This is a genomic window from Stenotrophomonas sp. CFBP 13718, from assembly GCF_014842145.1.
Taxonomy (GTDB): Bacteria; Pseudomonadota; Gammaproteobacteria; order Xanthomonadales; family Xanthomonadaceae; genus Stenotrophomonas.
The window spans coordinates 50,418-75,024 of record NZ_JACYVC010000015.1; the positions used below are offsets into that span (position 1 = coordinate 50,418).

A 24,607-nucleotide genomic window follows, 5' to 3' on the forward strand; every position below is an offset into this window, starting at 1 on the left:
AGACAGTTACAGCGGCAACGGAAGGGGTAGGCCGCCACTGTAACCACAAAACATGAAAGCCCGGTGCGTCATGGGACCAGCGGCCACAGGCGGCATGGTCGGCCCTATTTCAGGTTGCCGATCATCCAGTCGACCGTGGCATGCATCTGGGCTTCGGTCAGCGCCGGGTTGCCGCCCTTCGGCGGCATGATGCCGCCATCCGGGCCGGTGTAGCCCTCGATGGCATGCTTGTAGAGGGTTTCCTTGCCCTGCGCGATGCGCGCATCCCAGTGCGAATGATCCAGCGTGGGGGCCAGGCCGACACCGGTGGTGTGGCAGGCCGTGCACAGGTTGTCGTAGATCACTTTGCCGTCGGTGGTGCCGCCATACGCAACCTGCGAAGCCGCCTTGGCCACGGCCGCTGCCTGCGCGGATGCCTGGGCTGCCGCGCCCGTGCTGCCCGCATACACCGCGCCCGCCGGGGCGATGCGTTGTTCGGTGCGTTTGGCCGCCGTGGGCGATACCTCCGCTGGGATCCGGGTATGCAGCCACGCGGCCAGCAGGATCAACCCCAGGGTGATCGTGACCAACAGGCCGATGATCATGGAAAAGCGTTTCAGGAACTCAAGATCATGATTCCGCACTCTTCGTTACCCCTGGCTGATAGTCGGTGGACCATGGCTGAGCGAATGAGCCTGCCGGCCGAGTATAGAACGCTGTTCATCGGCAACAACAGCGCAGTGCAGCAAAGCGTCGCAGGTGCGGTCGCGGGCGCGGGCGCGAGGTAGAGCCGACTTCAGTCGGCTGCACCAGGCGGAACGGCGCCGCTGCGCTCGCCGAGCGTGGCTCGGCGCTACCGGCTGCGGTGGGGGAACAGCGCCGCTGCGCTCGCCGAGCGTGGCTCGGCGCTACCGGCTGCGGTGGGGGAACAGCGCCGCTGCGCTCGCCGAGCATGGCTCGGCGCTACCGGGGGGCAGGCGCGTTACCGACAGAGGCGGAGGCACCGGCCGCGCGCAGGCAGAAGGCGCTGATCGAATCGGCCAGGGCGTGTTCATCGCGCGGCGTCTGGCGGCTGGGGGCGGTGGGGCCGACCAGGGCCTCGGTGAACGCGCCGACGATACAGGCGGCGGTAACGTCCACGTCCTGCGCAGGGAAAGCCCCGGTGGCCATGCCGTCCTGCACCAGCCGACGGAACACGTCACCGAAGCGCCGCCGCCCGCGCATGCGCTCGGCTTCGACCTCCGGGTCAACCGGTTCCACGATGAAGGCGTGCGCCAGCCCAGGTCCGGCCAGCGCGCGACGCACGAAGGCGGTGATCGCCAGCCGCAGCCGCTGCGGGGCCGGCTCAGTGCCCGCCGCGATGCCTTCCAGGATCTGGACCTCATGCTCCACCGCCGCGCTGAGCACCTCCACGAACAGTTCGGCCTTGGACGGAAAGTGCCGGTAGATCAGCCCCGTCGACACCCCCGCCTGGGTCGCAACGGCGGTCACCGGCGCATTGCGGTAGCCGCCGGCCGCCACCAGTTCGCGGGCTGCCAGCAGGATCCGCTCGCGCGCTCCCGCCATCCGTTCTTCCATCAGCGGGGAGCGTTTGTAGGCCATGGGATGATTGTAGATTCAATTTTTGAACTTGTGTTCACTTTTTAGCCGATCGGGCGTAGGCTGGATCCATCGCCTGTGCAGGCCACCTGCCTGCTCCCCCGCCGGCGCGCCCCCTTTCCAACCGTTGTCGTGGAGTCGCCCGCATGCACGTTCCTTCCCTCAACTTCGACCTTGGCGAAGACATCGACCTGCTGCGCGAGAGCGTGGCCCAGTTCGCCGCCGCCGAGATCGCCCCGTTGGCCGCGCACGCCGATGAAACCAACCAGTTCCCGCTCGCCCTGTGGCGCAAGCTCGGCGAGCAGGGCCTGCTCGGCATGACCGTGGAAGAGGAATACGGCGGCACCGGCATGGGCTACCTGGCCCACGTGGTGGCGATGGAAGAAGTCTCGCGCGCCTCCGGCGGCATCGGCCTGTCCTACGGCGCGCACTCCAACCTGTGCGTCAACCAGCTGCGCAAGAACGGCACCGAAGCGCAGAAGCAGCGCTTCCTGCCGGGCCTGTGCAGCGGCGAACTGGTCGGTGCGCTGGCCATGAGTGAGCCGGGTGCCGGGTCGGACGTGGTGTCGATGAAGCTGCGTGCGGAAAAGCGCGGCGACCACTACGTGCTCAACGGCAACAAGATGTGGATCACCAACGGCCCGGATGCCGACGTGCTGGTGGTCTACGCGAAGACCGACATGAATGCCGGCGCGAAGGGCATCACCGCCTTCCTTGTGGAAAAGGGCATGAAGGGCTTCACCACCGCGCAGAAGCTGGACAAGCTCGGCATGCGCTCCTCACCGACCAGCGAACTGGTGTTCCAGGACTGTGAGGTACCGGTGGAGAACGTGCTCGGCCAGGAAGGCAGTGGCGTGCGCGTGCTGATGTCCGGGCTGGATTACGAACGCGTGGTGCTGTCCGGCGGCCCGCTGGGCCTGATGGCCGCGGCGATGGACGTGGTGATGCCTTACGTACACGAGCGCCACCAGTTCGGCGAAGCCATCGGCAGCTTCCAGCTGATCCAGGCCAAGATCGCCGATATGTATGTCGGCCTGGGCGCTTGTCGCGCCTACGTCTATGCGGTGGCACGCGCTTGCGACCAGGGCCGCACCACGCGCCAGGATTCGGCCGGCGCGATCCTGTATGCCGCCGAGAAGGCCACCTGGCTGACCGGCCAGGCGATCCAGATCCTGGGCGGCAACGGCTACATCAACGAATACCCGACCGGGCGCTTGTGGCGCGACGCCAAGCTGTATGAGATCGGCGCGGGCACCTCGGAAATCCGCCGCATGCTGATCGGTCGCGAACTGTTCCAGCGCACGCTGTAAGGGCCTCCCATGAGCATACTGAGCACCCAGCTGCAGGCAGGCAGCGATACCTTCGAAGGCAACCGCAGCGCCATGCAGGCGGTGGTCGATGACCTGCATGCCACCTTGGCGCGCACCGCGCTGGGCGGCAGCGAAGCGGCCCGCAACAAGCACACCGCACGCGGCAAGCTGTTGGTCCGCGATCGCATCGATGCCCTGCTCGACCCGGGCAGTGCCTTCCTGGAAATCGCCCCGCTGGCCGCGCACGGCATGTATGACGATGCGGTGCCCTGTGCTGGCGTGGTGGCCGGCATCGGCCGGGTGAGCGGCGTGGAATGCGTGATCGTGGCCAACGATGCCACGGTCAAGGGCGGCACCTATTACCCGATGACGGTAAAGAAGCACCTGCGCGCGCAGGAGATTGCCGAGCAGAACCGCCTGCCCTGCATCTACCTGGTGGACTCCGGTGGCGCCTTTTTGCCGCTGCAGGATGAGGTCTTCCCGGATCGCGATCATTTCGGCCGCATCTTCTACAACCAGGCCAACCTGTCCGCACAGGGCATTCCGCAGATCGCCTGCGTGATGGGCAGTTGCACCGCCGGCGGCGCCTATGTGCCGGCGATGAGCGATGAAACGGTGATCGTGCGCGAGCAGGGCACCATCTTCCTCGGCGGCCCGCCGCTGGTGAAGGCCGCCACCGGCGAAGTGGTGAGCGCCGAAGACCTGGGCGGTGCGGATGTGCATACCCGCCTGTCCGGCGTGGCCGACCACATGGCCGACAACGACCTGCAGGCCCTGGCGCGGGTGCGGGCGATCATTGCCCAGCTCAACTGGCGCAAGCCCGAGCCGGCCATGGAGCTGCAACCGCCGCAGGAACCGCTGTTCCCGGCACACGAGCTGTACGGGGTGATCCCGGCCGACACCCGCAAGCCGTTCGACGTGCGCGAGGTGATCGCGCGCCTGGTCGATGGCTCGCGCTTCGATGAGTTCAAGCCACGCTATGGCAGCACCCTGGTCACCGGTTTTGCTCATCTGCACGGCTATCCGGTGGGCATCATCGCCAACAACGGCATCCTGTTTTCAGAGTCCGCCCTGAAAGGGGCGCACTTCATCGAGCTGTGCACCCAGCGCAACATCCCGCTGGTGTTCCTGCAGAACATCACCGGCTTCATGGTGGGACGCAAGTACGAACAAGGCGGCATCGCCAAGGATGGCGCCAAGCTGGTGATGGCCGTCGCCTGCGCCAAGGTGCCGAAGTTCACCGTGGTCATCGGCGGCTCGTTCGGTGCCGGCAACTACGGTATGTGCGGGCGCGCGTACTCGCCCAACTTCCTGTGGATGTGGCCCAACGCACGCATCGGCGTGATGGGTGGCGAGCAGGCAGCCAGCGTGCTGGCGACGGTCAAGCGCGACGGCATCGAAGCCAAGGGCGGCGCGTGGGCAGCCGAGGAAGAGGACGCCTTCAAGGCACCGATCCGCGACCAGTTCGAGCGCCAGGGTCATCCGTATTACGCCAGCGCGCGCCTGTGGGACGACGGCATCATCGATCCGGCCGACACCCGCCGCGTGCTTGCCCTGGCCCTGTCGGCCAGCCTCAACGCCCCGGCCCGCGAGACACGCTTCGGCGTGTTCCGCATGTGAACTGCGCCATGACCGAGCACTCCACCATGTTCAACAAGATCCTCATCGCCAACCGCGGCGAGATCGCCTGCCGCGTCATCGCCACCTGCCGCGCGCTGGGCATCGCCACCGTGGCGGTGTACTCCGACGCGGACCGCAACGCACGTCACGTGCGCCTGGCGGACGAGGCGGTTGCGATCGGCCCGGCGCCCGCCGCGGAGAGCTACCTGCGCGCCGAGGTGATCCTCGACGCAGCGCGGCGCACGGGCGCACAGGCAATCCACCCCGGCTACGGCTTCCTGTCCGAGAACGCCGCCTTTGCCGATGCCTGCGCAGCGGCCGGCATCGTGTTCATCGGTCCACCGGCCAGCGCGATCCGTGCAATGGGCGACAAGAGCGCGGCCAAGGCGCTGATGCAGCAGGCCGGTGTACCGCTTACCCCCGGCTACCACGGCGACAACCAGGACCCGCAGTTCCTGCGCGGGCAGGCGGATGCCATCGGCTATCCCGTGCTGATCAAGGCCAGCGCCGGCGGCGGCGGAAAGGGCATGCGCCGCGTGGACGACAGCGCAGCCTTCATCGACGCCCTGGCCAGTTGCCAGCGCGAAGCGCGCTCGGCCTTCGGCAACGAGCACGTGCTGGTTGAAAAGTACGTACTGCGCCCGCGCCACATCGAAATACAGGTGTTCGGTGACCGCCACGGCAACGTCGTCCATCTGTTCGAGCGCGACTGCTCGGTGCAGCGCCGCCACCAGAAAGTGCTGGAGGAAGCGCCTGCACCCGGTATGACGGCGGAACGTCGCGCCGCGATGGGCAAGGCAGCCGTCGATGCAGCGCGCGCGGTCGGCTACGTTGGTGCGGGCACGGTGGAGTTCATCGCCTCGCCGGACGGCGATTTTTATTTCATGGAGATGAACACCCGCCTGCAGGTGGAGCATCCGGTCACCGAGTTCATCACCGGCACCGACCTGGTGGCATGGCAACTGCAGGTGGCCGCTGGCCAGCCCCTGCCCAAGCGCCAGGACGAGCTGGCCATCCACGGCCATGCACTGGAGGCGCGGCTGTACGCCGAAGACGCCGACAAGGGCTTCCTGCCCTCGATCGGCACGCTGCGCCACCTGCGCCTGCCCGCCCCGACGGCAAACGTGCGGGTGGATACGGGCGTCGAGGAAGGCGACACCATTACCCCGTTTTACGACCCGATGATCGCCAAGCTGATCGTCTGGGACATAAACCGTGACGCGGCACTGCGCCGCATGCAGCAGGCATTGGCCGACTGCCAGGTGGTGGGCGTGACCACCAACGCCGGCTTCCTGCGACGGCTGGTGGGAACCGCATCCTTCTCGCAGGCGAAGCTGGACACCGCGCTGATCGAACGCGAGCAGGAGGCCTTGGCCGCGCCCGCGGCAGGCGACGAATCGCTCTGGGCGCTGGCTGCCATTGCTGCCGCTGTCACCACACCCACTGCACGTGTGGATGCGCGTGATGCGCAGTCACCGTGGCAGGCGCAGGATGGCTGGCGGATCGGTGAGACCGCCGCCCGCACCTTGCCGCTGCAGCAGGGCGAGCGCGAGCATGTCGTGCGCGTGACCGTGCAGCCGGGCGGCTGGCAGGTTCGGCGTGACGCAGAGCCCGCCGTGACGGTCCAGGGTTCGTTCAATGACGGCCGCCTGGATGTGGTCGTGCAGGAACAGCGCCTGCGTGTGGGCGTGCAGCGCGATGGCGTGCAGGTGTATCTGTTCACCGCGCGGGGCCAGCAGCGCTTCACCGTGCACGACCCGGTGGGGGAATCCGAACAGGCCAGCGCCGATGCCGGCAGCCTGCTGGCGCCGATGCCCGGCAAGATCGTCGCCACCCTGGTGGAGCCGGGCGGCAAGGTCACCCGCGGCACGCCGCTGGTGGTGCTGGAGGCGATGAAGATGGAGCACACCCTGGCGGCACCGGCCGATGGCACGGTGCACGGGTACCGCGCGAAGGCGGGCGAGCAGGTGGGAGACGGCGCGGTGCTGGTGGATTTCGAGGCGGCGTGATGCTCAACCGGGGCGGTGTCGCGGCGGATCGAACTCCGCCGTGACCTGCTCTGCGGCACGCCAGCCGACGCCACAAATGGCCACCGCCCCCTGACCTGCGCCATCCACCCCCAGCGCGCGGTCCACCTCTTCTTCGTTTATCGCAGCGGTGACAAACGACGCCAAACCGGCGGCGGTAGCGCTTGTATAGATCGCCTGGGAGATGTGGCCGACGTCCAGCAGAACGGCACGATACGCCTTGGCGTGATTGCGGTACTTCCAGAAGCTGCGCTCAAAGCGGGGCGCGAGGATCAGCAATGCTGGCGCGTCGGCGAACCATTCCTGACCGGACAGCATGCGGCGAGCCAGCTCAGCCAACGTTTCAGGCGCAGGCGATGGACGTGGCAGCAACGCATGCTGCACAGGGTGGTAGTGATAGAACCCAGGTGCCAACCCTTCGACGCGCAACGCCAGCAGCCATGTTTCGGTAGGGTGCAATCCACCACCGGATGGAACGTTCTTCTTCAGGAAGACAGTCTCCGGATCAATCCGGACCTCCGCGTGCGCCATGACGGTGCGCTGAAGCACCTGCGCCAGAAGCGGTAGTTCCAGCGGCTTGTCCTGATCAAAGTTGCGGCAGGTGGCACGTTTCGCCAGCAGCTGATCAAACGCATCCGCGCCCTGCTGCGGCAGCGGCTGATACAGGCCTGCAAGTGGCAACACACTCGGTGGGGGTGGCCCCAACGTAGCACGCAGCCCCGTGGCAGTATCCAAGCCTTGGGCACGCATGTCCGACACGCTGTCCACGCCTGCCCAGCGCGAATGGCGGTGCGCGATCGCGGTGAGCGACCACCAGTTTGCATCGCGCATGGTTTCGTCGCGGTCCCGCATGCCGTCATGTCCGGTGGTATCAGCCAGCAACAACCCACATTCGACCAGTGCTGACACTGTCGCTGCATGGGGGTCAGGCTGCGGTCGTTCCGACCAACGTCGTGCACTGATCGATCCCAGCAGGTCCCGTGCCGCTTCATCTACCGCAACGGGCCCATCCAGATGGGAGGCGAACGCTACCCATTCAAATCGACTGTCTGCCGCAGCACGCCCGCGGAGCAGCGCCGCGATGTCGAAAGACACCGATTCACGCGGCTCAAGCACCACATGGGTACAACGGCGGACACGCATGCAAGTTCCTGTCTACAAGGCGATGACACTCTAGAGCGGCTGGACGCGTCCATGCTTTAGCGCGGCATTGAACGTCGCTCAATTACCCGAAGCTGCCGCCGATAGAAGAGTTTCCCCTGAAGGATCACACCATGACGCAACACGCCCAAGCCAACCAGCTCACGCCCGCGCACGCCTCCCTGCTGCTTGATCGCCTGATCGGTGATTCCGCATTCCGCGCGTTGTTCACCAGCGATCCCGGCGCTGCGTTGGCGTCCATCGGCATCGACGCCTCTGGTTGCAAGGATTGCCTTGATGTCGATGTGCTGGCCTCCCCGGAAGAGCTGCAGGCGGTTCGCAGCGAGCTGGAAAGCTACCTGAGCACGTCCACCGCTGCGATGACGGTCATCTTCGCGTTCGAAGCAGGAAAGGTGGGAGAGACGATCGGCTGAGAAGGGATCAGCGGCGCCCGGCCGGATGGGCCGGCGCTGCCCATGTCGCCACGTCGTGTGCATTGAGGGCCTGCCAGACCTGCAGCGCTGCCACTTCCGCAATGGCCTGCCCCCGGTGCTGTGCAAGCCATTGCTGCTGTTGCACGATGCCACGCTCATCACGCCGTGCGCGGTGGGCCTGCAGAAGTACCACGTGCGCCTGTACCGGCTCGCTGCCATCCAGAAGCGGCGTAAGCAGGCTGATCGCCGCGTCCGGCTCACCTGTGCCGAGCATGCCCATGGCCCGCACGATCGTGCGCCATTTCGCCACGACCGGACTCTTCTGCAGATCAATCAGCGCCTGGTTCTTCTGCAGGATCTCATCGGACAACCGCCCATATCCTTGACGTTGGCCCAGATAGGCCAAGGCAAGCAACTGCAGCGTGCGATCGGTCAGGTTGGGGTTGTCACGCTCAGCGAGCAGGGGCTGCAGCTGGGCGGCCAATGCCCTCAAGGGCGCTTCATCGGCAGCGCTGCACAGCGTGGCGACAGTGGCGTGCATCAGATGCTGCTGGATCCGGTAGTCGATCAGTTCCGGCTTGGCACTGTCTGACTCCAGGGCCACGCGCATCGCATCACAATCGCCCTGATCCGCGGCGACCAGCATGCGCGCGCGCATGAACATCAGGGACTGCAGGGCATCATTGCCGTTGCCCATGCTGCGCAGCAGGGCCAGCGCTTCGTCATAGCGCCGCAGCGCCACCAGCGCGTCTACCTGGGTGTCGTCCGGTCCACGACTGCCACGCAGTTCCGCGATCTGCTTGAGCGTATGCAGGGCCCGCTCGGGCTGGTTCTCTGCGATCTGGATCCGGGCGATGTTCAGCATCGGATAGGTCCGTAGATGGTCCTGCGGAACGGCGGCGGCACGTGCGAAGGGCTCCGCTTCGCGGAAGCGGTTGTCCATCAACAGGTGCCAGGACGTGTTGGACAGGCCAGCAAAGGAATCGGGGTAGAGCTTGGCCAGCAACCGCCACTGTTCCAGCGGCCACCCACCCGGTTGCAGCTCCGCCTGCCAGCCTTTCATGTAAAGCTGCTCACGGAAGGGCAGTCGGCCTTGCAGCGCCAACGCCTTCTGCAGCTGCTCGCGTGCTTCGAGCGTGTTCGATGTGCGCGCGTGGTACTTCGCGATGCCCATGTAAGCGAGCGCGAACTCCGGATCCAGATCCAGCGCAGCCTGGTACAGGTTTCTCGCTTCGTCGAAACGACGCCGACCCATCGCCACTTCACCCAGCGCATAGGCGCGCAGTGCGCGCAGGTTCGAGGTCGTCGCCTGCGGCAGGGGCACTGATTTCTCGAGCGCTGCCAGCGGTTCGCCCAGGCCACGCCTGAGCTGCTCCACGACGTCACCGACCGCTGCCACGGCCTGGTCCGGGCTGGACGCTTGCGCATGGTAGGTCGTGACGACTTTATTGTCGGTCGGATCGACGAGATCCACACTCACGTCGTAGCGGCCTGCGTGCGGCATGACCTTGGGCAGCAGGACCGCGCGTGCACCCTCGCGACTGGCAACGTCCACCGCCCGCCTTCTATCCAGCACGGCGTCGGTCGGCTGCCGCGCCAGCTCGAGGCTCTCGCGCACCTTGCCCTCGGACAACACGTTCACGTAGGGCGACTGCTCCAGGCCAAGCAACATGGCCTGCCGCATCGAGGCATCGAAGATCGACTCGCCTGTCAGGTTGCTCACGTCGGCCAGCACGACCCAATCGCGTTCCACGAACGCCAGGGCAGGCGTAGGACGCGTGGCAAACCAGCCCCCCACCACCAGCACTATCGCGAACGTGGCCTCCGCCGCCATCGCCATCGGCCGGCGCCAGAACGGGATATCGCGCATGGCCTTCGGCGTCGCCCGAGGTCGGCCCACCGGCGGCAACTCGGGCGTCGCCACGCCATGGACGTCCATGGGCTGCGCCACGCCCTTGAAACGCCACCGGCCGTATGACTTCCACTTCAGCCCCTTGCCGACGTCACCCAGTCGATCGGTCGCGCGCCGCACCATCGACTCGGCGGTGGCCGACAGCAGGACCTGCCCCGGCCGCGCGAGCTGCATCAGGCGTGCGGCCATCGGCTTGGCCAGGCCTTCCACTTCCACCGGCTTGGAACCCAGGGCGATGGCCTCGGCGCTGTTGTCCCACAGGATCACCTCGCCCACGTGCAGGCCAGCCCGCGCGAACAGTGGGACGTTGTTGGCCTGGCCGAGCTGGCGCAGCCCCTGCTGGTAGTCCAGCGCGAATCCCAGCGCATCCACCGGGCGTTCGAACAGCAGGAACAGGCCATCGGAGCGATCGATCTGCTGGCCGTGCCAGCGCTGCTGCATGGCCAGCACCAGGCGATCGTGCTGCTGGAACAACTCTGCAGCGGCAGTGTCGCCAATGCGCTCCACCAGCGATGTGGAGTCCACCAGATCGGTGAACAACAACGCCCGCAGTTGCGGGACGTGGGGGGACGGTTCCTTGTCGCCGCGCATGGTCATTTCCGCCCTAGTCGCTGTCCGTCACATCATGCACCCATCGCAGCCGATCACCACCATCGCGCTTGGCCTGGTACAACGCGCGATCGGCGTTGGCATACCACTCACTCCAGTCGGCGGTGGCATCGACCAGGCTGGCGCCGATGCTGAGATGGCACACATGCGGCGTACCGTGGCTGCGCTCCAGCAGACCGTGCACCGCGCTGAGCACGAACTCGGCGGCGTGCTGCACGATCTGCGCATTGGCCCGGCGCAGCAGCAGGCAGAACTCATCACCGCCCAAGCGGCAGGCCAGATCGTCGGCACCGGCCATCGAGCGCAGGATGTTGGCCACGCTCTGCAGCACGCGGTCGCCCGCCTGGTGGCCGAACTGGTCGTTGATCTGCTTGAAGCGGTCGCAGTCGATCAGCAGCAGGCCCTGTGCGGGCCCCTCTTCGTGTCCGCGGCATTCCTGCAGGTACAGCGCCAGTCCACGCCGGTTGTGCAGGCCGGTCAACTCGTCGGTACGCACCAGCTCGCGGGTGTGGCTGAGCTGGTGGGTGGTGACGTAGAGGTTGTCCAGCGCTGTTTCGAGGTCGTGGTTGCGGCGGCGCAGCTGGCTGATCAGCGCCTGCTCGTTGCCCACCACGCGCATGATGGTACGGCGCAGGAAATAAGCGACCAGGCCCGGCTCGCTTTCCACCAGCCGATGAAAGTCCACATGACCCAGTTCAAGAACTTCGGTATCGCAGGTCGCGCGTGCATCGGCACTGCGCAGGTGGTCACCGATCAGCAGGCCCAGCTCCCCGAAGAACTCGTTCGGGCCCAGGCGCTTCATGACCAGGTCTTCGCCGAAGTCGAGCTCGATGGCGCCTTCTGCGATGACGAACATGCTGCTGCCGCGGTGGCCACGGCGGAACAGGCAATCGCCATCACGCAGGCTGCGCTGGTTGGCGAAGCTGGCAAACAGGGCGAACTCTTCGGGACTCAGGACGGCGTGCACGATCTCAGCCATCGCCGTGGTGGCAATGCCTGTCCGTGCACACGCGTCTGCGACCGCACCCCTGCCGCTCATTCCCTGCCCCAGTGATCAGACTGCCCATTCTGAGGAGCGGAGCATAGCACCGCTTTCAACCGTGCGCTGCGTCTCAGTTTAGAGGGCCGGGCCCAATGATTTCAGCTAGTTGAAAGAAGGCGTCAGGGACCCTGCCCGGGGCGTGCCGGGCAGGGCTGACGGCCAGCAGCCGTCGCTATCCTGATCGTCAGGCGGCGCGGCCGGCGCTGAACTGTTCTTCTTCGGTGGAGCCGGTCAGCGCGGTGGTCGAGGACTGGCCCTGCTGGATCGCCTGGGTGACCGCATCGAAATAACCCGTGCCCACCTCGCGCTGATGCTTGACCGCCGTGAAGCCACGGTCGGCGGCGGCGAACTCGGCCTCCTGCAGCTCCACGAAGGCGCTCATCTGGCGGCGGGCGTAGCCGTGGGCCAGGTTGAACATCGAGTAGTTGAGCGCGTGGAAGCCGGCCAGGGTGATGAACTGGAACTTGTACCCGTACTTGGCGATCTCGGTCTGGAACTTCGCGATGGTGGCGTCGTCCAGGTTCTTCTTCCAGTTGAAACTGGGCGAGCAGTTGTAGGCCAGCAACTTGCCCGGGAACCTGGCATGGATGGCTTCGGCGAACTGGCGGGCGAACTCCAGGTCCGGCTTGCCGGTCTCGCACCACACCAGGTCGGCATAGGGCGCGTAGGCCAAGCCGCGGCTGATGGCCTGATCCAGGCCGTTGCGGGTCTTGTAGAAGCCTTCGGTGGTGCGCTCGCCGGTGGCGAAGGGCTGGTCATTGGGGTCGATGTCGCTGGTCAGCAGGTCGGCTGCCTCGGCATCGGTGCGGGCCACCAGCAGGGTCGGCACGCCCAGCACATCGGCCGCCAGCCGGGCCGCGTTCAATTTTTCAATGGCTTCCCGGGTCGGCACCAGCACCTTGCCGCCCATGTGGCCGCACTTCTTCACCGAGGCCAGCTGGTCTTCGAAGTGCACCCCGGCAGCACCGGCTTCGATCATTGCCTTCATCAGCTCGAAGGCGTTGAGTACGCCGCCGAAGCCGGCCTCGGCGTCCGCTACGATGGGCTGCAGGAAGTCGATGTCATCCTTGCCTTCTGCGTGGTGCAGCTGGTCGGCGCGCAGCAGCGTGTTGTTGATGCGCTTGACCACCGCCGGCACCGAATCGGCCGGGTACAGCGACTGGTCCGGGTACATCTGGCCAGCGAGGTTGGCGTCGGCGGCGACCTGCCAGCCGGACAGGTAGATGGCGTTCAAACCGGCCTTCACCTGCTGCATCGCCTGGTTGCCCGTCAGCGCACCCAGCGCGTTGACGAACTCTTTTTCCTGCAGGTACGTCCACAGCTTCTCCGCCCCCAACCGCGCCAGCGAATGCTCCACGTGGACGGTGCCGCGCAGGCGCACCACGTCGGCGGCGGTGTAGTTGCGTTCAATCCCCTGCCAGCGGGGGTGGGTGTCCCAGTCGTGCTGGATCTGTTCGGCAGTGGGCAGCGTGCTCATGTCTATCTCCAGTTCGTCGGTGCTACAGCAGGAAGAAAAAGCGGGCAGGCGCAGGCGTCAGTCGATGCGTGCGTAGGCCGGCAGGGTCAGGAAATCGTTGAGTTCATCGGCGCGGCTCAGCTCGGACAGCAGCGCGATGGCTTCGTCCACGCGGCCGCCACCGGGCAGTGCCGCGCGGTCACCCAGGCGGGCGGGCAGCTGCGCCAACGCGCTGTCCAGCAGCGGCGGGTCGATGGCCGTGCCGTCGTCCAGCTGCTGCCCGGGCGTGTGCAGCCACTGCCACAGCTGGCTGCGGCTGATCTCGGCGGTGGCGGCGTCTTCCATCAGGTTGTGGATCGGGACGCAGCCGTTCCCATCCAGCCAGGCCGCCAGGTAGCGCACGCACACTTCCACGTTGCCGTCGAAGCCGGCACGCGTGATGGTGCCCGGCGGACGCGCGATCAACTGGTCGCGGTCCACGCGCACGTCCTGGCGCAGCACCTGCTGCTGGTTCGCGCCGGGCATGTGGTCATCGAAGATCGCCATCGCCACCGGGATCAACGCCGGGTGCGCCACCCAGGTGCCGTCATGGCCCGCCGTGACCTCGCGCAGCTTGTCTGCCCGCACGCGGGCCATCGCCTGTTCGTTGGCGGCCGCATCGTTGCCGATCGGGATCTGCGCAGCCATGCCGCCCATCGCGTGTGCACCGCGCCGGTGGCAGGTCTGGATCAGCAACTCCGAATAGGCCTTCAGGAACGGCTGGGTCATGGTCACCTGGCCGCGATCCGGCAGCAGCTTGTCGGCATGCCGGCGGAACGTCTTCAGGTACGAGAAAATGTAATCCCAGCGGCCGCAGTTCAGGCCGACGATGCGCTCGCGCAGCGCGTGCAGGATCTCGTCCATTTCGAACACCGCCGGCAGCGTTTCGATCAGCACGGTGACCTTGATCTGCCCCTGCGGCAGGCCCAGCATGCCTTCGATGTGCGAGAGCGCGGTTTCCCACAGCGCAGCTTCTTCCATGCTCTGCAGCTTCGGCAGGTAAAAGTACGGCCCGCGGTCGTTGGCCATCAGCGTGCGGGCGTTGTGGTAGGCGAACACTGCCGCATCGAACAGCCCACCGGCCAGGCGCTGGCCATCCACCAGCACGTGCTTTTCGTCCAGGTGCCAGCCGCGCGGACGCACGATGAGCACCGCGCGTTCTTCATAGGGACGCAGTGTGTAGTGCTTGGCCGGCTTGCTGCCGCTGGCCGGGGCGGTGAACTGCAGGTCGCCGCGCACCGCGCCGATCAGCGACTGCTGGCCAGCCAGCAGGTTGCGCCAGGTCGGTGCCGTGGCGTCCTCGAAGTCGGCCATGAACACCTTGGCCCCGGAGTTCAGCGCATTGATGACCATCTTCGGGTCGGTCGGCCCGGTGATCTCCACGCGGCGGTCCAGCAGCGCCGCCGGCAGCGGTGCCACCTTCCAATCCTCGGCACGGATCGGCGCGGTATCGGCGCGGAAGTCCGGCAGACCGCCTTGGTCGAAGAACGCCTGACGCTGCACGCGGGCGGCCAGGCGGGCCTGGCGACCCGGCTCGACGGCGCGGTGCAGCGACACCAGCAGCGCCAGCAGCGGGGCGGGCAGCAGGGCGGCCTGGCCGGCCACCTGGGTGGTCAGCGAGATCCCGGGCGTCGGCTTGGCGGGCGGCGATGGGAGAGCAGTAGCAACGGCGGACATCGGGACACTCCTGGATCGAGGGACGCCCCTACCGTGACGTGCCGGCGATGTATTTGACAAAGCAGATATTGCAATGCGTTGGATAAGTTTTGCTTATACTCATGACACGATGTCCACGCGACCACCGCCAAGCCCTCGTTTTTCCTACAAATCCGACCGGTTGAAACCGCTGCGGGCGTTCTGCCAGACGGTGCGACTCGGGTCGGTGTCACGCGCCGCGGAGGCGCTTTTCGTCAGCCAGCCGGCGATCAGCCAGCAGTTGCAGGCGCTGGAGCGCGAGCTGGGCGTGGTGCTGTTCGAGCGCAGTGGGCGGCGCCTGGTGCCCAGCCGCGAAGGCCAGTTGCTGTTCGAGATGGCCCAGCCGCTGGTGGAAGACTTGGACGGACTGGAAGCGCGGTTCCGCGACAAGGTCAGCGGCATGGACGCCGGCGAGCTGAACATCGCGGCCAACAGCTCCACCATCCTGTACCTGCTGCCGCGCATCATCGAACGCTTCCGCCAGCTGCACCCGGACGTGCGCCTGACCCTGCACAACGCCATCAGCGCCGACGGCACCGACCTGCTGCGCGACGATGCCGTGGATCTGGCCGTGGGCTCGATGACCGACGTGCCGGCCGACCTGACCTACGCCCCCGCCTACCGCTTCGAGCAGATGCTGATCACCCCGCACGACCACCCGCTGGCGCGCGGCACGCTGAGCCTGGAGGCGATCTCCCAACACCCGCTGGTCCTGCCACCGAAGCGCCAGATCACCTACCGGCTGGTGGACCAGGTGTTCCAGCGCCACCGCCTGCCCTATACCGTGGCGCTGGAAGTCGGCGGCTGGGAAGTGATCAAGCAGTACGTGGCGATGGGGATGGGCATTTCCATCGTCCCGTCGCTGTGCCTGAATGATGCCGACCCCCACAAGCTGGTGGCGCGTTCGATGCGCGAGTGGTTCCCCGAGCGCAGTTATGGCGTCATCGTGCGGCGTGGCAAGGCATTGTCGGCGCAGGCGCGCGCATTCGTGGAGATGATCCAGCCGGAGCTGTTCTCACCGCGCGAATACGACCAGAGTGGGCATTCCGAGCGCTGATGGCGACGACGGCGGCGCTGGTGCCGCTGCGCGAGGTGCTGGGGCTGCGCTGCTCCGCGCTTGGTGATGGCGCTGCGTTGCTTTGCACTTGGTGCTGGCGCTGCGCTGCCCTGCGCTTGGTAGAGCCGACTTCAGTCGGCTGCTTTCCGGTCAGCCGACTGAAGTCGGCTCTACCCTCGGCTGCTCCCCGCCAGCCGACTGAAGTCGGCTCTACCATCGGCACCGCCTGACGGGTCCGCGGTTACCTACAATGCCCCCATGTCCATCGAACTGCGCCATCTCCGCTATTTCCTCGCCGTGGCCGACACGCTGCACTTCGGTCAGGCCGCCGAGCGGCTCGGTATGTCTCAGCCGCCGCTCAGCCAGCAGATCCGCCAGCTGGAACAGCTGCTCGGTGCGCCGTTGTTCGTGCGCAGCCATCGGCGCGTACAACTGACCGAAGCCGGCGCACTGCTGCAGGTAAAGGCGCGAGCCATCCTGCAGCAGGTGGACGTCGCAGTCGACGAGGTGCAGCGCGTACAGCGCGGCGAACAAGGCGAACTGCACATCGGCCTGACCCGCGCCACCCCCTTGGTGCCGCAGATCCCCCGCGCGATCTTCGGTTACCGGGAGCGCTTCCCGCAGGTGCGCTTGCAGCTTCGCGAAATGAATACCCTGCAGCAGATCGACGCGTTGCTGGAGAATCGACTGGACGTGGGCATCATCCGCAAGCGCGTGCTGCCGGCGGAGCTGGTGGCGCGCAGCCTGTTCACCGACCCACTGGCGCTGGTGCTGCATCGCGACCACCCTGCCCTGCGTGGACGTGACCCCGCGACGACCGTGCTGCCGCTGAAGCAGTTCGCGCACGAGCCCTTCGTAGGTTTCCACCGCAGTGTAGGTGCCGGCATCCACGATCAGATGATTGCCTTGTGTGCGGCGGCCGGGTTCACCCCGCGCATCGTGCAGGAGGCCGGTGAAGCATCAACACTGATCAGCCTGGCCGCCGCCGGACTGGGCGCGGCGATCCTGCCTTCGTCGTGCGACCACATCCAGATTGAAGGCGCGTGTTTCGTGGCCCTCGGCGACCGCGGTGCACATTCGGAAGTACAGTTGGTGTGGCGGCGCGAAGGCATCACCCCGTTGATCCGCAATTTCACCGCACTGCTGCAGGCGGAGTTTGGTAAGTCCGATTGACGAGGGCCGGTAGAGCCGACTTCAGTCGGCTTGCCGCATCGCGCGGCCACCCAAAAGCAGCCGACTGAAGTCGGCTCTACCAATGCAATGTGGAGCGTCGGTCGGTCCGGCTGACGACGGCCGGTAGAGCCGACTTCAGTCGGCTTGCCGCATCGCGCGATCACCCAAAGGCAGGCGACTGAAGTCGGCTCTACCAAATGCAACGTGGAGCGCCGCTCAGGCCATCGCGGGGCAGCGCCACAGGCGCCAGGCAATGCCGGCGCCGATCAGCGTCAGCGCACCGGTGAAGGCGCATACGCCCACCCAGTCCCACGCTGTGTACGCCAGCCCGCCCACGGCGCCCAGCACGCTGGACCCGAGGTAGTACGAAAACAGATACAACGCAGACGCTTCGGCGCGGATCGATCCGGCGCGGCTGCCGACCCAACTGCTGGCTACCGAGTGGCCACCGAAGAAACCGAACGTCACCAGTGCGATGCCGAGCGCCATGGTCCATAGCCACGGCATCACCAGCAACACGATGCCCGCGATGATCAATGCATAGCTGATGGAAAGCACACGACCGCGGCCATGGCGTATCGCCTGCTGGCCCATCCACGCCGAGCTGAAGGTGCCGACCAGATACACGCTGAAGATCAGGCCGACGACGGTCTGGCTCAATGCATACGGCGGGGCAAGCAGGTGGTAGCCGAGATAGTTGTAGGTGGTGACGAACACGCCCATCAGCAGGAACGCGGTAGCGAACAGCCACGGCAGCCCAGGGTCCGCGAACAGCTGCCGCCAGCGTGATGGCAACTGGCGCAGCCCGCCGCGTCGGCTCTGGAAGTGCCGCGACGGCGGCAGTTGCATCCACAGCAGCAGCGTACTGGCGACGGCGATGATCGACACCACCCCGATGCCCCAGCGCCAGCCCCAGTGGTCGGCGATGATGCCGGCGATCAACCGGCCGCTCATGCCGCCAACCGCATTGCCGCCGATGTACAGCCCCATCGCCAATCCCATCGCGCGGCTGTCCATCTCTTCGACCAGATAGGTCATGGCCACGGCAGGCACGCCGCTCAGGGCGACGCCCAACAGCGCGCGTAGGATCAGCAGGGTGGTCCAGTCGTCCACCATCGCACTGGCCGCCGACAGCACGGTGGAGGCCAGCAGCGCCGTGATCATGACGTTGCGGCGGCCGATGCGGTCGGAGACAAGGCCGGCGATCAACATCATCACCGCCAGCAGGCCGGTACTGAGCGAAAGCGCCAGCGCACTGTTGGCGGCGGATACACCGAAGTGGCGGCTGAACTCCGGCAGCAGCGGCTGCACCGTGTACAGCAACCCGAAGGTCGAGAAGCCAGCCAGGAACAGCGCGACCGCGGTACGCCGGAACGCCGGGGTGCCCTGCTCGATGTGGGTGGCCGTCGCTGAAGTGGTGTCCGTGTGGGACGTGCGGTGCGCGATGGCTGCCGCGGTGTCACCGTTCATGGGATCGAGAGGCCACAGAAGCGGCCGGGGTGGGGGGAGATGACTAGGCTAGACCCCGATGACGAGTCGATCCATAACCTGATCGGTACGGATTGATACGTCTTACGTCTTGATAAGCGGGGGTGCGGGTAGGCGGTGCGGGGGTGTGGGTGTGGGTGCGGGTAGAGCCGACTTCAGTCGGCTGCCTTGGACGCGATGGTCCGGATCCCCGCTCAAAGAGCAGCCGACTGAAGTCGGCTCTACCGTTCCCCGTTCCCCGTTCCCCAGCCCCCGGCCCCCGGCCCCCGGCAGCCAGCATCGGCATCGGCATCGGGCATCCGACATCGGAATCCGGCCTAGCCCGGGGGTTGGTGGTCAAAGACGCAACCACTCCACCCCTTCGCCGCGCCGGTAATACACCGCGACCGCACGCCCATACACCTTGTCGGCGTCGACGAAGCCGAAGAAGCGCCCGTCGAAACTGTTGCCGCGGTGGTCACCCATGACCAGCAGCTTGCCGGCCGGCACCACCACGTCAGCAACATCCGGGCCGCCGCCCATGTCCAGGTCAAGTTGCGCGGTACGGGTGCCGAACTGCTCGGCGGCCGCCGTGTTGCCGAGCTGCAGCGGCACCCCGTTGATGCTCAGATGGCCGTCGTGTACATCCACCCGGTCACCGGCCACGGCGACCACGCGCTTGATCAGCCGGGTGCCATCGGCGGGCGAATCGAACACCGCCACTTCGCCACGCTGCGGGGTGCCGACATTCACCAACGCGTGCGCGGTGAAGGGCAGCCGCAGGCCATAGGCGCGCATGTCCACTACCACGCGGTCACCGGGCTCCAACGTAGGCTGCATGGAACCGCTGGGCACGACGTAGTGGTTGGCCAGCGTGTCACGGGCGGCAGCGAGCAGACCGAGCATCACCACCAGTGGCAGGGCTTCCTTCTTCAGCCAGTGCAGGGCGCGTCGGGTAACGGGGGGGCGGGCAGTGGCGTCCATGGCGAGGCTCGGGTGGGTGTGGGGGTAAGACCGCGGAAAGGCGGTTGGGTTCCCTGGCGGGTAGCGCCGACGGGTAGAGCCGACAGGTAGAGCCGACTTCAGTCGGCTGCCCTTGCCGTGCGCTGAAAGCAGCCGACTGAAGTCGGCTCTACCAAGGCAAGCCCCAGGCAAGCTGAAAGCAGCCGACTGAAGTCGGCTCTACCTGTCGGCTCTACCGGGACACTACGAACGCTACGCAGAATTTACGCTGCTGCGCGGTGCGTGCCATGGAGGCGTTACGGGCGGCGCGCGCATTGTGTGCATACCGCGCCGCAGGCGCACTTGCGAACAAGAGTTGCGTCATGTCGATCTTCATCATCCGGGGGCCAGAAGCAGCGGGTGCGCTGATCCGTACCGCCGAGCCGCTGCCAAGGCTGGTATTGAAAACGCTGGTACACCGCGCCGTGGATGCCGGTACCAGCGTGGCGATCCGGGCGTGCGGCTCGGAGCAGGAACTGCTGGATGCGTTACGTGTGGCCGACCACGCGCGTGGCGAGGTGACGCTGCTGGATCCGGGCGCCTGCGCGGGCAGCATGCGTCTGCAGCAGTTGCTCCCGCACCTGCATAACGTCTACGTGGAGGTGCATGACGATGGGGCGGTAGCGGAGCCCTGGTTGCCGGCGGGCATGGGGCAGCGGCTGGGGATCGCCGCAGGCTACGGTGCGCAGAGTTACGTGCTGGCGCTGGACATCGCGCTGGACCACTTGGGATTGGCTGAGCAGGCCGAACGCGTGCACGTCGGCACGTGAGTCGAGCGGAAACCGGGTAGCGCCGAGCCACGCTCGGCGAGCGCAGCGCGCGGCCTGTGTCAGGCATCGTAGTGCCGGAACGAAGAGCCGCCGAGCACGGCTCGGCGCTACCAAAGCCGGCACGCGACCGGGGGCGCAACAGCAGAACGGCGGGGTTTCCCCCGCCGTTCGTTCACCTTACTTCAGCCCGCGGAACTCAAGCAGCGGTTCCACCGACGGATCCTTGCCGCGGAAGTCGCGGTAGAGCTGGCTCAGCTCGACGCTGTTGCCGCGCGACAGCACCTTGTCACGGAACACCTGGCCGTTTTCGGCGGTGAGGCCACCGTGCTCGGTGAACCAGGCGAAGGCATCGTGGTCCAGCACTTCGGCCCAGAAGTAGGCGTAGTAACCGGCCGAGTAGCCACCGCCCCAGATGTGGTCGAAGTAGGTGGTGCGGTAACGCGGCGGCACCTGCGCCAGATCGACGTTGAACTTCTTCAACGCGGCAGCTTCAAAGGCCGGCACATCCTGCAGCGGTGCGTCGGCCTTCTGCGTGTGCCAGGCCAGGTCAAGCAGCGCGGCCGACAGATACTCGGTCGTCGCGTAGCCCTGGTTGAAGCTGCGTGCCTTGAGGATCTTGTCGACCAGTTCCTGCGGCATCGGCTCGCCGGTCTTGTAGTTCTTCGCATAGTGGGCGAAGACCTTCGGCTCCAGCGCCCAGTGCTCGTTGAACTGCGACGGGAACTCGACGAAATCGCGCGAGGTGGCGGTACCAGCGATGGACGGGTACTTCACGTTGGAGAACATGCCGTGCAGCGCGTGGCCGAACTCATGGAACAGCGTGGTGACGTCGTCGAAGCTCAGCAGCGCGGGCTGGCCAGCCGCTGGCTTGGTGAAGTTGGCCACGTTGTACACCACCGGCTTGGTGCCGGTCAGGCCATCCTGTTCGACGAACACATCCATCCATGCGCCACCGGACTTGCTGTCACGCTTGAAGTAGTCGGTGTAGAACAGCGCCAGCGAGGTGCCGTCCTTGTCGAACACTTCGTACACTTTCATGTCCGCGTGGTAGGTCGGGATGTCGGTGCGCGGCTTGAAGGTGATGCCATACAGCTGGGTGGCGGCATAGAAGACGCCGTTCTGCAGCACGTTGTCCAGTTCGAAGTACGGCTTGATCTGTGATTCGTCCAGGTCGTACTTCGCCTTGCGCACCTGCTCGGCGTAGAAGTCCCAGTCCGATGCGGCCAGCTTGAAGCTGGCGGTCTTCGATACAGCGCTCTGTTCGTCGATCACCTTCTGGATGTCGGCGGCCTCAGCGCGCGCCTTGGCGGTAGCCGCCGGCACGGTGTCGGTCAGCAGCTTCAAGGCAGCAGCCGGCGTCTTGGCCATCTGGTCGCCCAGGTTGTAATCGGCATACGTGGCGAAGCCGAGCAGCTTGGCCTTCTGCGCGCGCAGCTGGGCGAGACGCTGCACGGTCTGCTGGGTGTCGTTGGCATCACCGCGCAGGGCACGGGTTTCCGATGCCTTCAGCACGGCCGCGCGCTGCTCGCGATCACTCAGTGAGCCCAGCACCGGCTGCTGGGTGGTGTTCTGCAACGGCAGCAGGAACTTGCCGTCCAGCTTGCGCGCAGTGGCATCGGCGGCGGCGGTGGCGGTCGCATCTTCGCTCAGCCCTGCCAGCTTGGCCTTGTCATCCACCACCACGGCTGCGGCGGCGGTCGCCGCCACCAGGCGGGTGTGGAACTGCGTGGACAGCGTGGTTTCTTCCACGTTGAGCTTGCGCAGGCTGGCCTTGTCGGCGTCGTTGAGCTGCGCACCGGACCGCACCAGGCCATCGTAGTAGTGCTCGACCAGACGCGTCTGCACCGGATCCAGGCCCAGCGTGGCGCGCTGGTCGTACAGCGACTTCACCCGTGCGAACAACTTCGGATCCAGGTTGATCTCATCCTGGTGGGCAGCCAGCTTGGGCGCCACTTCTTCCTGGATCTTCTGGCGCGCTTCATTGGTATCGGCCTGCACCAGGCCGAAGAAGATGCGCGAGACGCGGGTCAGCGTTTCGCCGCTGCGTTCCATCGCCACGATGGTGTTGTCGAAGGTCGCCGGTTCGCTCTTGTCGGCGATGGCGCGCACTTCAGCCAGATGCTGGCGCATGCCCTCTTCGAAGGCGGGCAGGTAGTCGCTGTCCTGGATCTTGTCGAACGGCGGTGCCTGGAAGGGCAGCGTGCTGGCGCTCAGCAACGGGTTGGTGGAGGCATCGGCCGGCTGCTGGGCCGGGGCATTCTGGGCTTCGGACACGGGGGTGGACTCCTTGCCGGAACAGGCGGCCAGCGCCAGGCTGATGGCGGCGGCCAGGATGACGGTACGCGACATGCAAAAGGCTCCTAGAGGGGCGATCAGGACCGACCGCCAGCCTTCCAGCCTACTCCCACGCCGTCGCGCCAGCATGTGCCGGACGTGGCGCGTGCGCTGCCGGGGCGTGGCCGCTCAGACGGTGCCGCGGGTCTTGCCCACCCACGGCCGGTACCACTCGCGGATGCTGGCCATGTCAGCCGCGTCATTACCGGTGGCGCGGAACAACGGCCCGAATCCGATGGTCTTGTCCGGGTAGTGGAAATACGCCGCCAGGATCGGCACGTCCGCCATCCGCGCGATCTTCAGGAAGCCGGCCTTCCAGTTCGTCACCTTCTTGCGGGTGCCTTCCGGGGTGATGGCGTACCACATCTTTTCCGAGCGACGGATCACCGCGACGGCCTGTTCCACCGTCCCCTGCGGCGAACTGCGATCGAGCGGGATAACGCCCAGCTTGCGCAGCAACGGGCCCAGCGGCCACCAGAACAGTGAGGCTTTGCCCAGCACGCGCACGTCCAGGCCCAACGCGAGCTTCACCGCCATGCCCCAATACCCGTCCCAGTTGGACGAGTGCGGGGCGATGATCATCACCACCTTGGGCACGTCGGGCAGCGTGCCGACCACTCTCCAGCCGCGCAGGCGCAGCGCACTGCGGGCGATCCAGCGGATGAAGGCATTCGGCTTTACCTGCGGCATGTTCGGCGGAACGGGTGGCAGCAGCGGTGACGGGTGGTTCAAGGCTTACTCCCAGTTGCGGGTTGTGCGGCCGCGCTTGACCTGCGCGCGGCCTTTCTTGGCGTCCAGGCGACGCAGGGTCGACCCGTAGGTAGGTTTGGTGGCTTTACGCGGCTTGGGTACGCTGAGTCCGGCGCGGATGAACTCGGCCAGCCGCTCGCGCGCATCTTCGCGGTTGCGGTCCTGGGTACGGAAACGCTGCGCATCGATGACCAGCACGCCTTCGCCGGTCACGCGTCGGTCGCGGCGCACCAGCAAGCGCGCACGCAACGGTTCCGGCAGCGACGGCGAGCCGGCCAGGTCGAACCGCAGCTCCACCGCGGTCGATACCTTGTTGACGTTTTGGCCTCCTGCGCCACTGGCACGCACGAACCGCTCGACGAGTTCATCGTCGGGGATCACGAGCTGCGCGGAGATGACGACTGGTCCATTACCCATGTGCCCATTGTAGCGGCTGGCGGTGACGGTTGGCTGTCGGCATCGCGGGCCGTTCCACCGCGATCAGGGGCTCAACACGCCGCCTTCGCCAGATAGCCGGGTATGCTGGCCAGATCATCCATCCAGGACGTCCGCATGATCCGCTTCTCCCGCCACCTGCCACGCGCCGCCCTGTTGCTGGCCCTCGCGCTTGCGTCCCTGCCCGCGCTGGCCGCGCCGCCGTCCGATGGCGACATCAACCGCCTGCTTTCGGCCTCGCGCGCGCAGGCCATGCTTGACTCCATGCTGCCGCAGATCGAAGCGATGCAGCGCCAGCAGTTCGACCAGATCACCCAGCAGCGCCAGCTGAGCCCGCAGCAGCAGGAACAGCTGCAGCGCATCCAGGTACGCACCGGGCAGACGTTGAAGCAGGCCCTGTCCTGGCAGCAGCTGCGGCCGATGTACGTGGACCTGTACAAGCAGACCTTCAGCAAGGAAGACGTGCTGGCCATGGCGGAATTCTATGAAAGCTCCGCAGGACAGAGTCTGCTGGACAAGACCCCGGCGCTGATGCAGAACGTGATGGTGGCGATCCAGACCCGCATGCAGCCGCTGTTCGTCGACCTGCAGAAAGACCTGGAAACGATCGTCAACGAGCCGGTACCGGCGAAGAAATAACCCCGCACGGTGTTTGACCGGTAGAGCCGACTTCAGTCGGCTGGGCCTTGAAAGGCAGCCGACTGAATTCGGCTCTTATTTCTTCGAGATCTGGCACTTTAGGTGCCGAGAGCCCGGC

At 66.3% G+C, this 24,607-nt stretch carries 20 protein-coding genes; 8 read left to right on the top strand and 12 right to left on the bottom strand.

Annotated elements, in window-relative coordinates:
• Positions 1-104: 104 nt before the first annotated feature.
• Together IFT58_RS17740 and IFT58_RS17745 are read right to left on the bottom strand one after the other, a co-directional pair.
• Entirely contained in the window at positions 105-623 is a 519-nt protein-coding gene (locus IFT58_RS17740) for a c-type cytochrome (RefSeq protein ID WP_192096361.1), read from the bottom strand.
• A gap of 319 nt (positions 624-942) precedes the next feature.
• Positions 943-1,581 (bottom strand): TetR/AcrR family transcriptional regulator, encoded by a 639-nt coding sequence (locus IFT58_RS17745; protein ID WP_192096363.1) that lies wholly within the window; start codon positions 1,579-1,581, stop codon positions 943-945.
• Positions 1,582-1,724: 143 nt separating this feature from the next.
• Between IFT58_RS17745 and IFT58_RS17750 the strand changes: the two genes are divergently transcribed.
• Genes IFT58_RS17750 through IFT58_RS17760 form a run of 3 tightly spaced genes read left to right on the top strand, consistent with a single transcriptional unit; the run spans position 1,725 to position 6,517 of the window.
• Positions 1,725-2,888 (top strand): isovaleryl-CoA dehydrogenase, encoded by a 1,164-nt coding sequence (locus IFT58_RS17750; RefSeq protein WP_188325726.1) that lies wholly within the window; start codon positions 1,725-1,727, stop codon positions 2,886-2,888.
• Positions 2,889-2,897: 9 nt separating this feature from the next.
• Positions 2,898-4,508, top strand: a complete 1,611-nt coding sequence (locus IFT58_RS17755) for a carboxyl transferase domain-containing protein (protein ID WP_192096365.1) — start codon at positions 2,898-2,900, stop codon at positions 4,506-4,508.
• Between the two features lie 26 nt (positions 4,509-4,534).
• Complete coding sequence (locus tag IFT58_RS17760; protein ID WP_192096383.1) at positions 4,535-6,517, top strand: acetyl/propionyl/methylcrotonyl-CoA carboxylase subunit alpha; 1,983 nt, start codon at positions 4,535-4,537, stop codon at positions 6,515-6,517.
• A 3-nt stretch (positions 6,518-6,520) separates the two neighbouring features.
• Here the strand turns inward: IFT58_RS17760 and IFT58_RS17765 are convergent, their stop codons facing one another.
• Complete coding sequence (locus IFT58_RS17765; RefSeq protein ID WP_192096367.1) at positions 6,521-7,678, bottom strand: putative peptide maturation dehydrogenase; 1,158 nt, start codon at positions 7,676-7,678, stop codon at positions 6,521-6,523.
• 131 nt (positions 7,679-7,809) lie between these two features.
• Between IFT58_RS17765 and IFT58_RS17770 the strand changes: the two genes are divergently transcribed.
• The gene (locus IFT58_RS17770; RefSeq protein WP_192082471.1) at positions 7,810-8,109 is read left to right on the top strand and encodes an NHLP-related RiPP peptide; all 300 of its coding nucleotides are present in this window, start codon (positions 7,810-7,812) and stop codon (positions 8,107-8,109) included.
• A gap of 7 nt (positions 8,110-8,116) precedes the next feature.
• Here IFT58_RS17770 and IFT58_RS17775 read toward each other — a convergent pair whose 3' ends face one another.
• The 4 genes from IFT58_RS17775 to aceB all read right to left on the bottom strand — a co-directional run bounded on the left by IFT58_RS17775 (position 8,117) and on the right by aceB (position 14,844).
• Positions 8,117-10,612: a putative peptide modification system cyclase gene (locus IFT58_RS17775; protein ID WP_192082470.1), complete on the bottom strand. Its 2,496-nt coding sequence runs from the start codon at positions 10,610-10,612 to the stop codon at positions 8,117-8,119.
• 13 nt (positions 10,613-10,625) lie between these two features.
• Entirely contained in the window at positions 10,626-11,669 is a 1,044-nt protein-coding gene (locus IFT58_RS17780) for a GGDEF domain-containing protein (protein ID WP_192096369.1), read from the bottom strand.
• A gap of 187 nt (positions 11,670-11,856) precedes the next feature.
• On the bottom strand, positions 11,857-13,149 hold the full coding sequence (aceA, locus tag IFT58_RS17785) for an isocitrate lyase (protein WP_188325720.1): 1,293 nt from the start codon (positions 13,147-13,149) through the stop codon (positions 11,857-11,859).
• A gap of 57 nt (positions 13,150-13,206) precedes the next feature.
• Positions 13,207-14,844, bottom strand: coding sequence for a malate synthase A (aceB, locus tag IFT58_RS17790; protein WP_192096371.1), 1,638 nt, complete (start codon positions 14,842-14,844; stop codon positions 13,207-13,209).
• Positions 14,845-14,953: 109 nt separating this feature from the next.
• On the opposite strand from aceB, the gene IFT58_RS17795 reads away from it, so the two are divergent.
• Positions 14,954-15,919 carry a LysR family transcriptional regulator gene (locus tag IFT58_RS17795; protein ID WP_192096373.1) on the top strand — a complete coding sequence of 322 codons (966 nt, stop codon included), beginning with the start codon at positions 14,954-14,956 and terminating at the stop codon, positions 15,917-15,919.
• A gap of 258 nt (positions 15,920-16,177) precedes the next feature.
• Positions 16,178-17,092, top strand: a complete 915-nt coding sequence (locus IFT58_RS17800) for a LysR substrate-binding domain-containing protein (RefSeq protein WP_192096375.1) — start codon at positions 16,178-16,180, stop codon at positions 17,090-17,092.
• Between the two features lie 216 nt (positions 17,093-17,308).
• Here IFT58_RS17800 and IFT58_RS17805 read toward each other — a convergent pair whose 3' ends face one another.
• A complete protein-coding gene (locus IFT58_RS17805; RefSeq protein ID WP_188325716.1) occupies positions 17,309-18,562 on the bottom strand; it encodes an MFS transporter in 1,254 nt (417 codons plus the stop codon).
• A 354-nt stretch (positions 18,563-18,916) separates the two neighbouring features.
• Entirely contained in the window at positions 18,917-19,543 is a 627-nt protein-coding gene (gene lepB, locus IFT58_RS17810) for a signal peptidase I (protein ID WP_192096377.1), read from the bottom strand.
• A 341-nt stretch (positions 19,544-19,884) separates the two neighbouring features.
• Here lepB and IFT58_RS17815 point away from each other — a divergent pair, with 341 nt between their 5' ends.
• Positions 19,885-20,331 carry a 3-dehydroquinate dehydratase gene (locus IFT58_RS17815; protein WP_192096379.1) on the top strand — a complete coding sequence of 149 codons (447 nt, stop codon included), beginning with the start codon at positions 19,885-19,887 and terminating at the stop codon, positions 20,329-20,331.
• A 177-nt stretch (positions 20,332-20,508) separates the two neighbouring features.
• Here the strand turns inward: IFT58_RS17815 and IFT58_RS17820 are convergent, their stop codons facing one another.
• The 3 genes from IFT58_RS17820 to arfB all read right to left on the bottom strand — a co-directional run bounded on the left by IFT58_RS17820 (position 20,509) and on the right by arfB (position 23,832).
• On the bottom strand, positions 20,509-22,680 hold the full coding sequence (locus IFT58_RS17820; protein ID WP_192096381.1) for a M3 family metallopeptidase: 2,172 nt from the start codon (positions 22,678-22,680) through the stop codon (positions 20,509-20,511).
• Positions 22,681-22,794: 114 nt separating this feature from the next.
• The gene (locus IFT58_RS17825) at positions 22,795-23,355 is read right to left on the bottom strand and encodes a lysophospholipid acyltransferase family protein (protein WP_192082505.1); all 561 of its coding nucleotides are present in this window, start codon (positions 23,353-23,355) and stop codon (positions 22,795-22,797) included.
• Positions 23,356-23,400: 45 nt separating this feature from the next.
• Positions 23,401-23,832, bottom strand: coding sequence for an alternative ribosome rescue aminoacyl-tRNA hydrolase ArfB (arfB, locus tag IFT58_RS17830; protein WP_188325712.1), 432 nt, complete (start codon positions 23,830-23,832; stop codon positions 23,401-23,403).
• A 135-nt stretch (positions 23,833-23,967) separates the two neighbouring features.
• On the opposite strand from arfB, the gene IFT58_RS17835 reads away from it, so the two are divergent.
• Positions 23,968-24,489, top strand: a complete 522-nt coding sequence (locus IFT58_RS17835) for a DUF2059 domain-containing protein (RefSeq protein WP_188325711.1) — start codon at positions 23,968-23,970, stop codon at positions 24,487-24,489.
• The last annotated feature ends 118 nt before the right edge of the window (positions 24,490-24,607 follow it).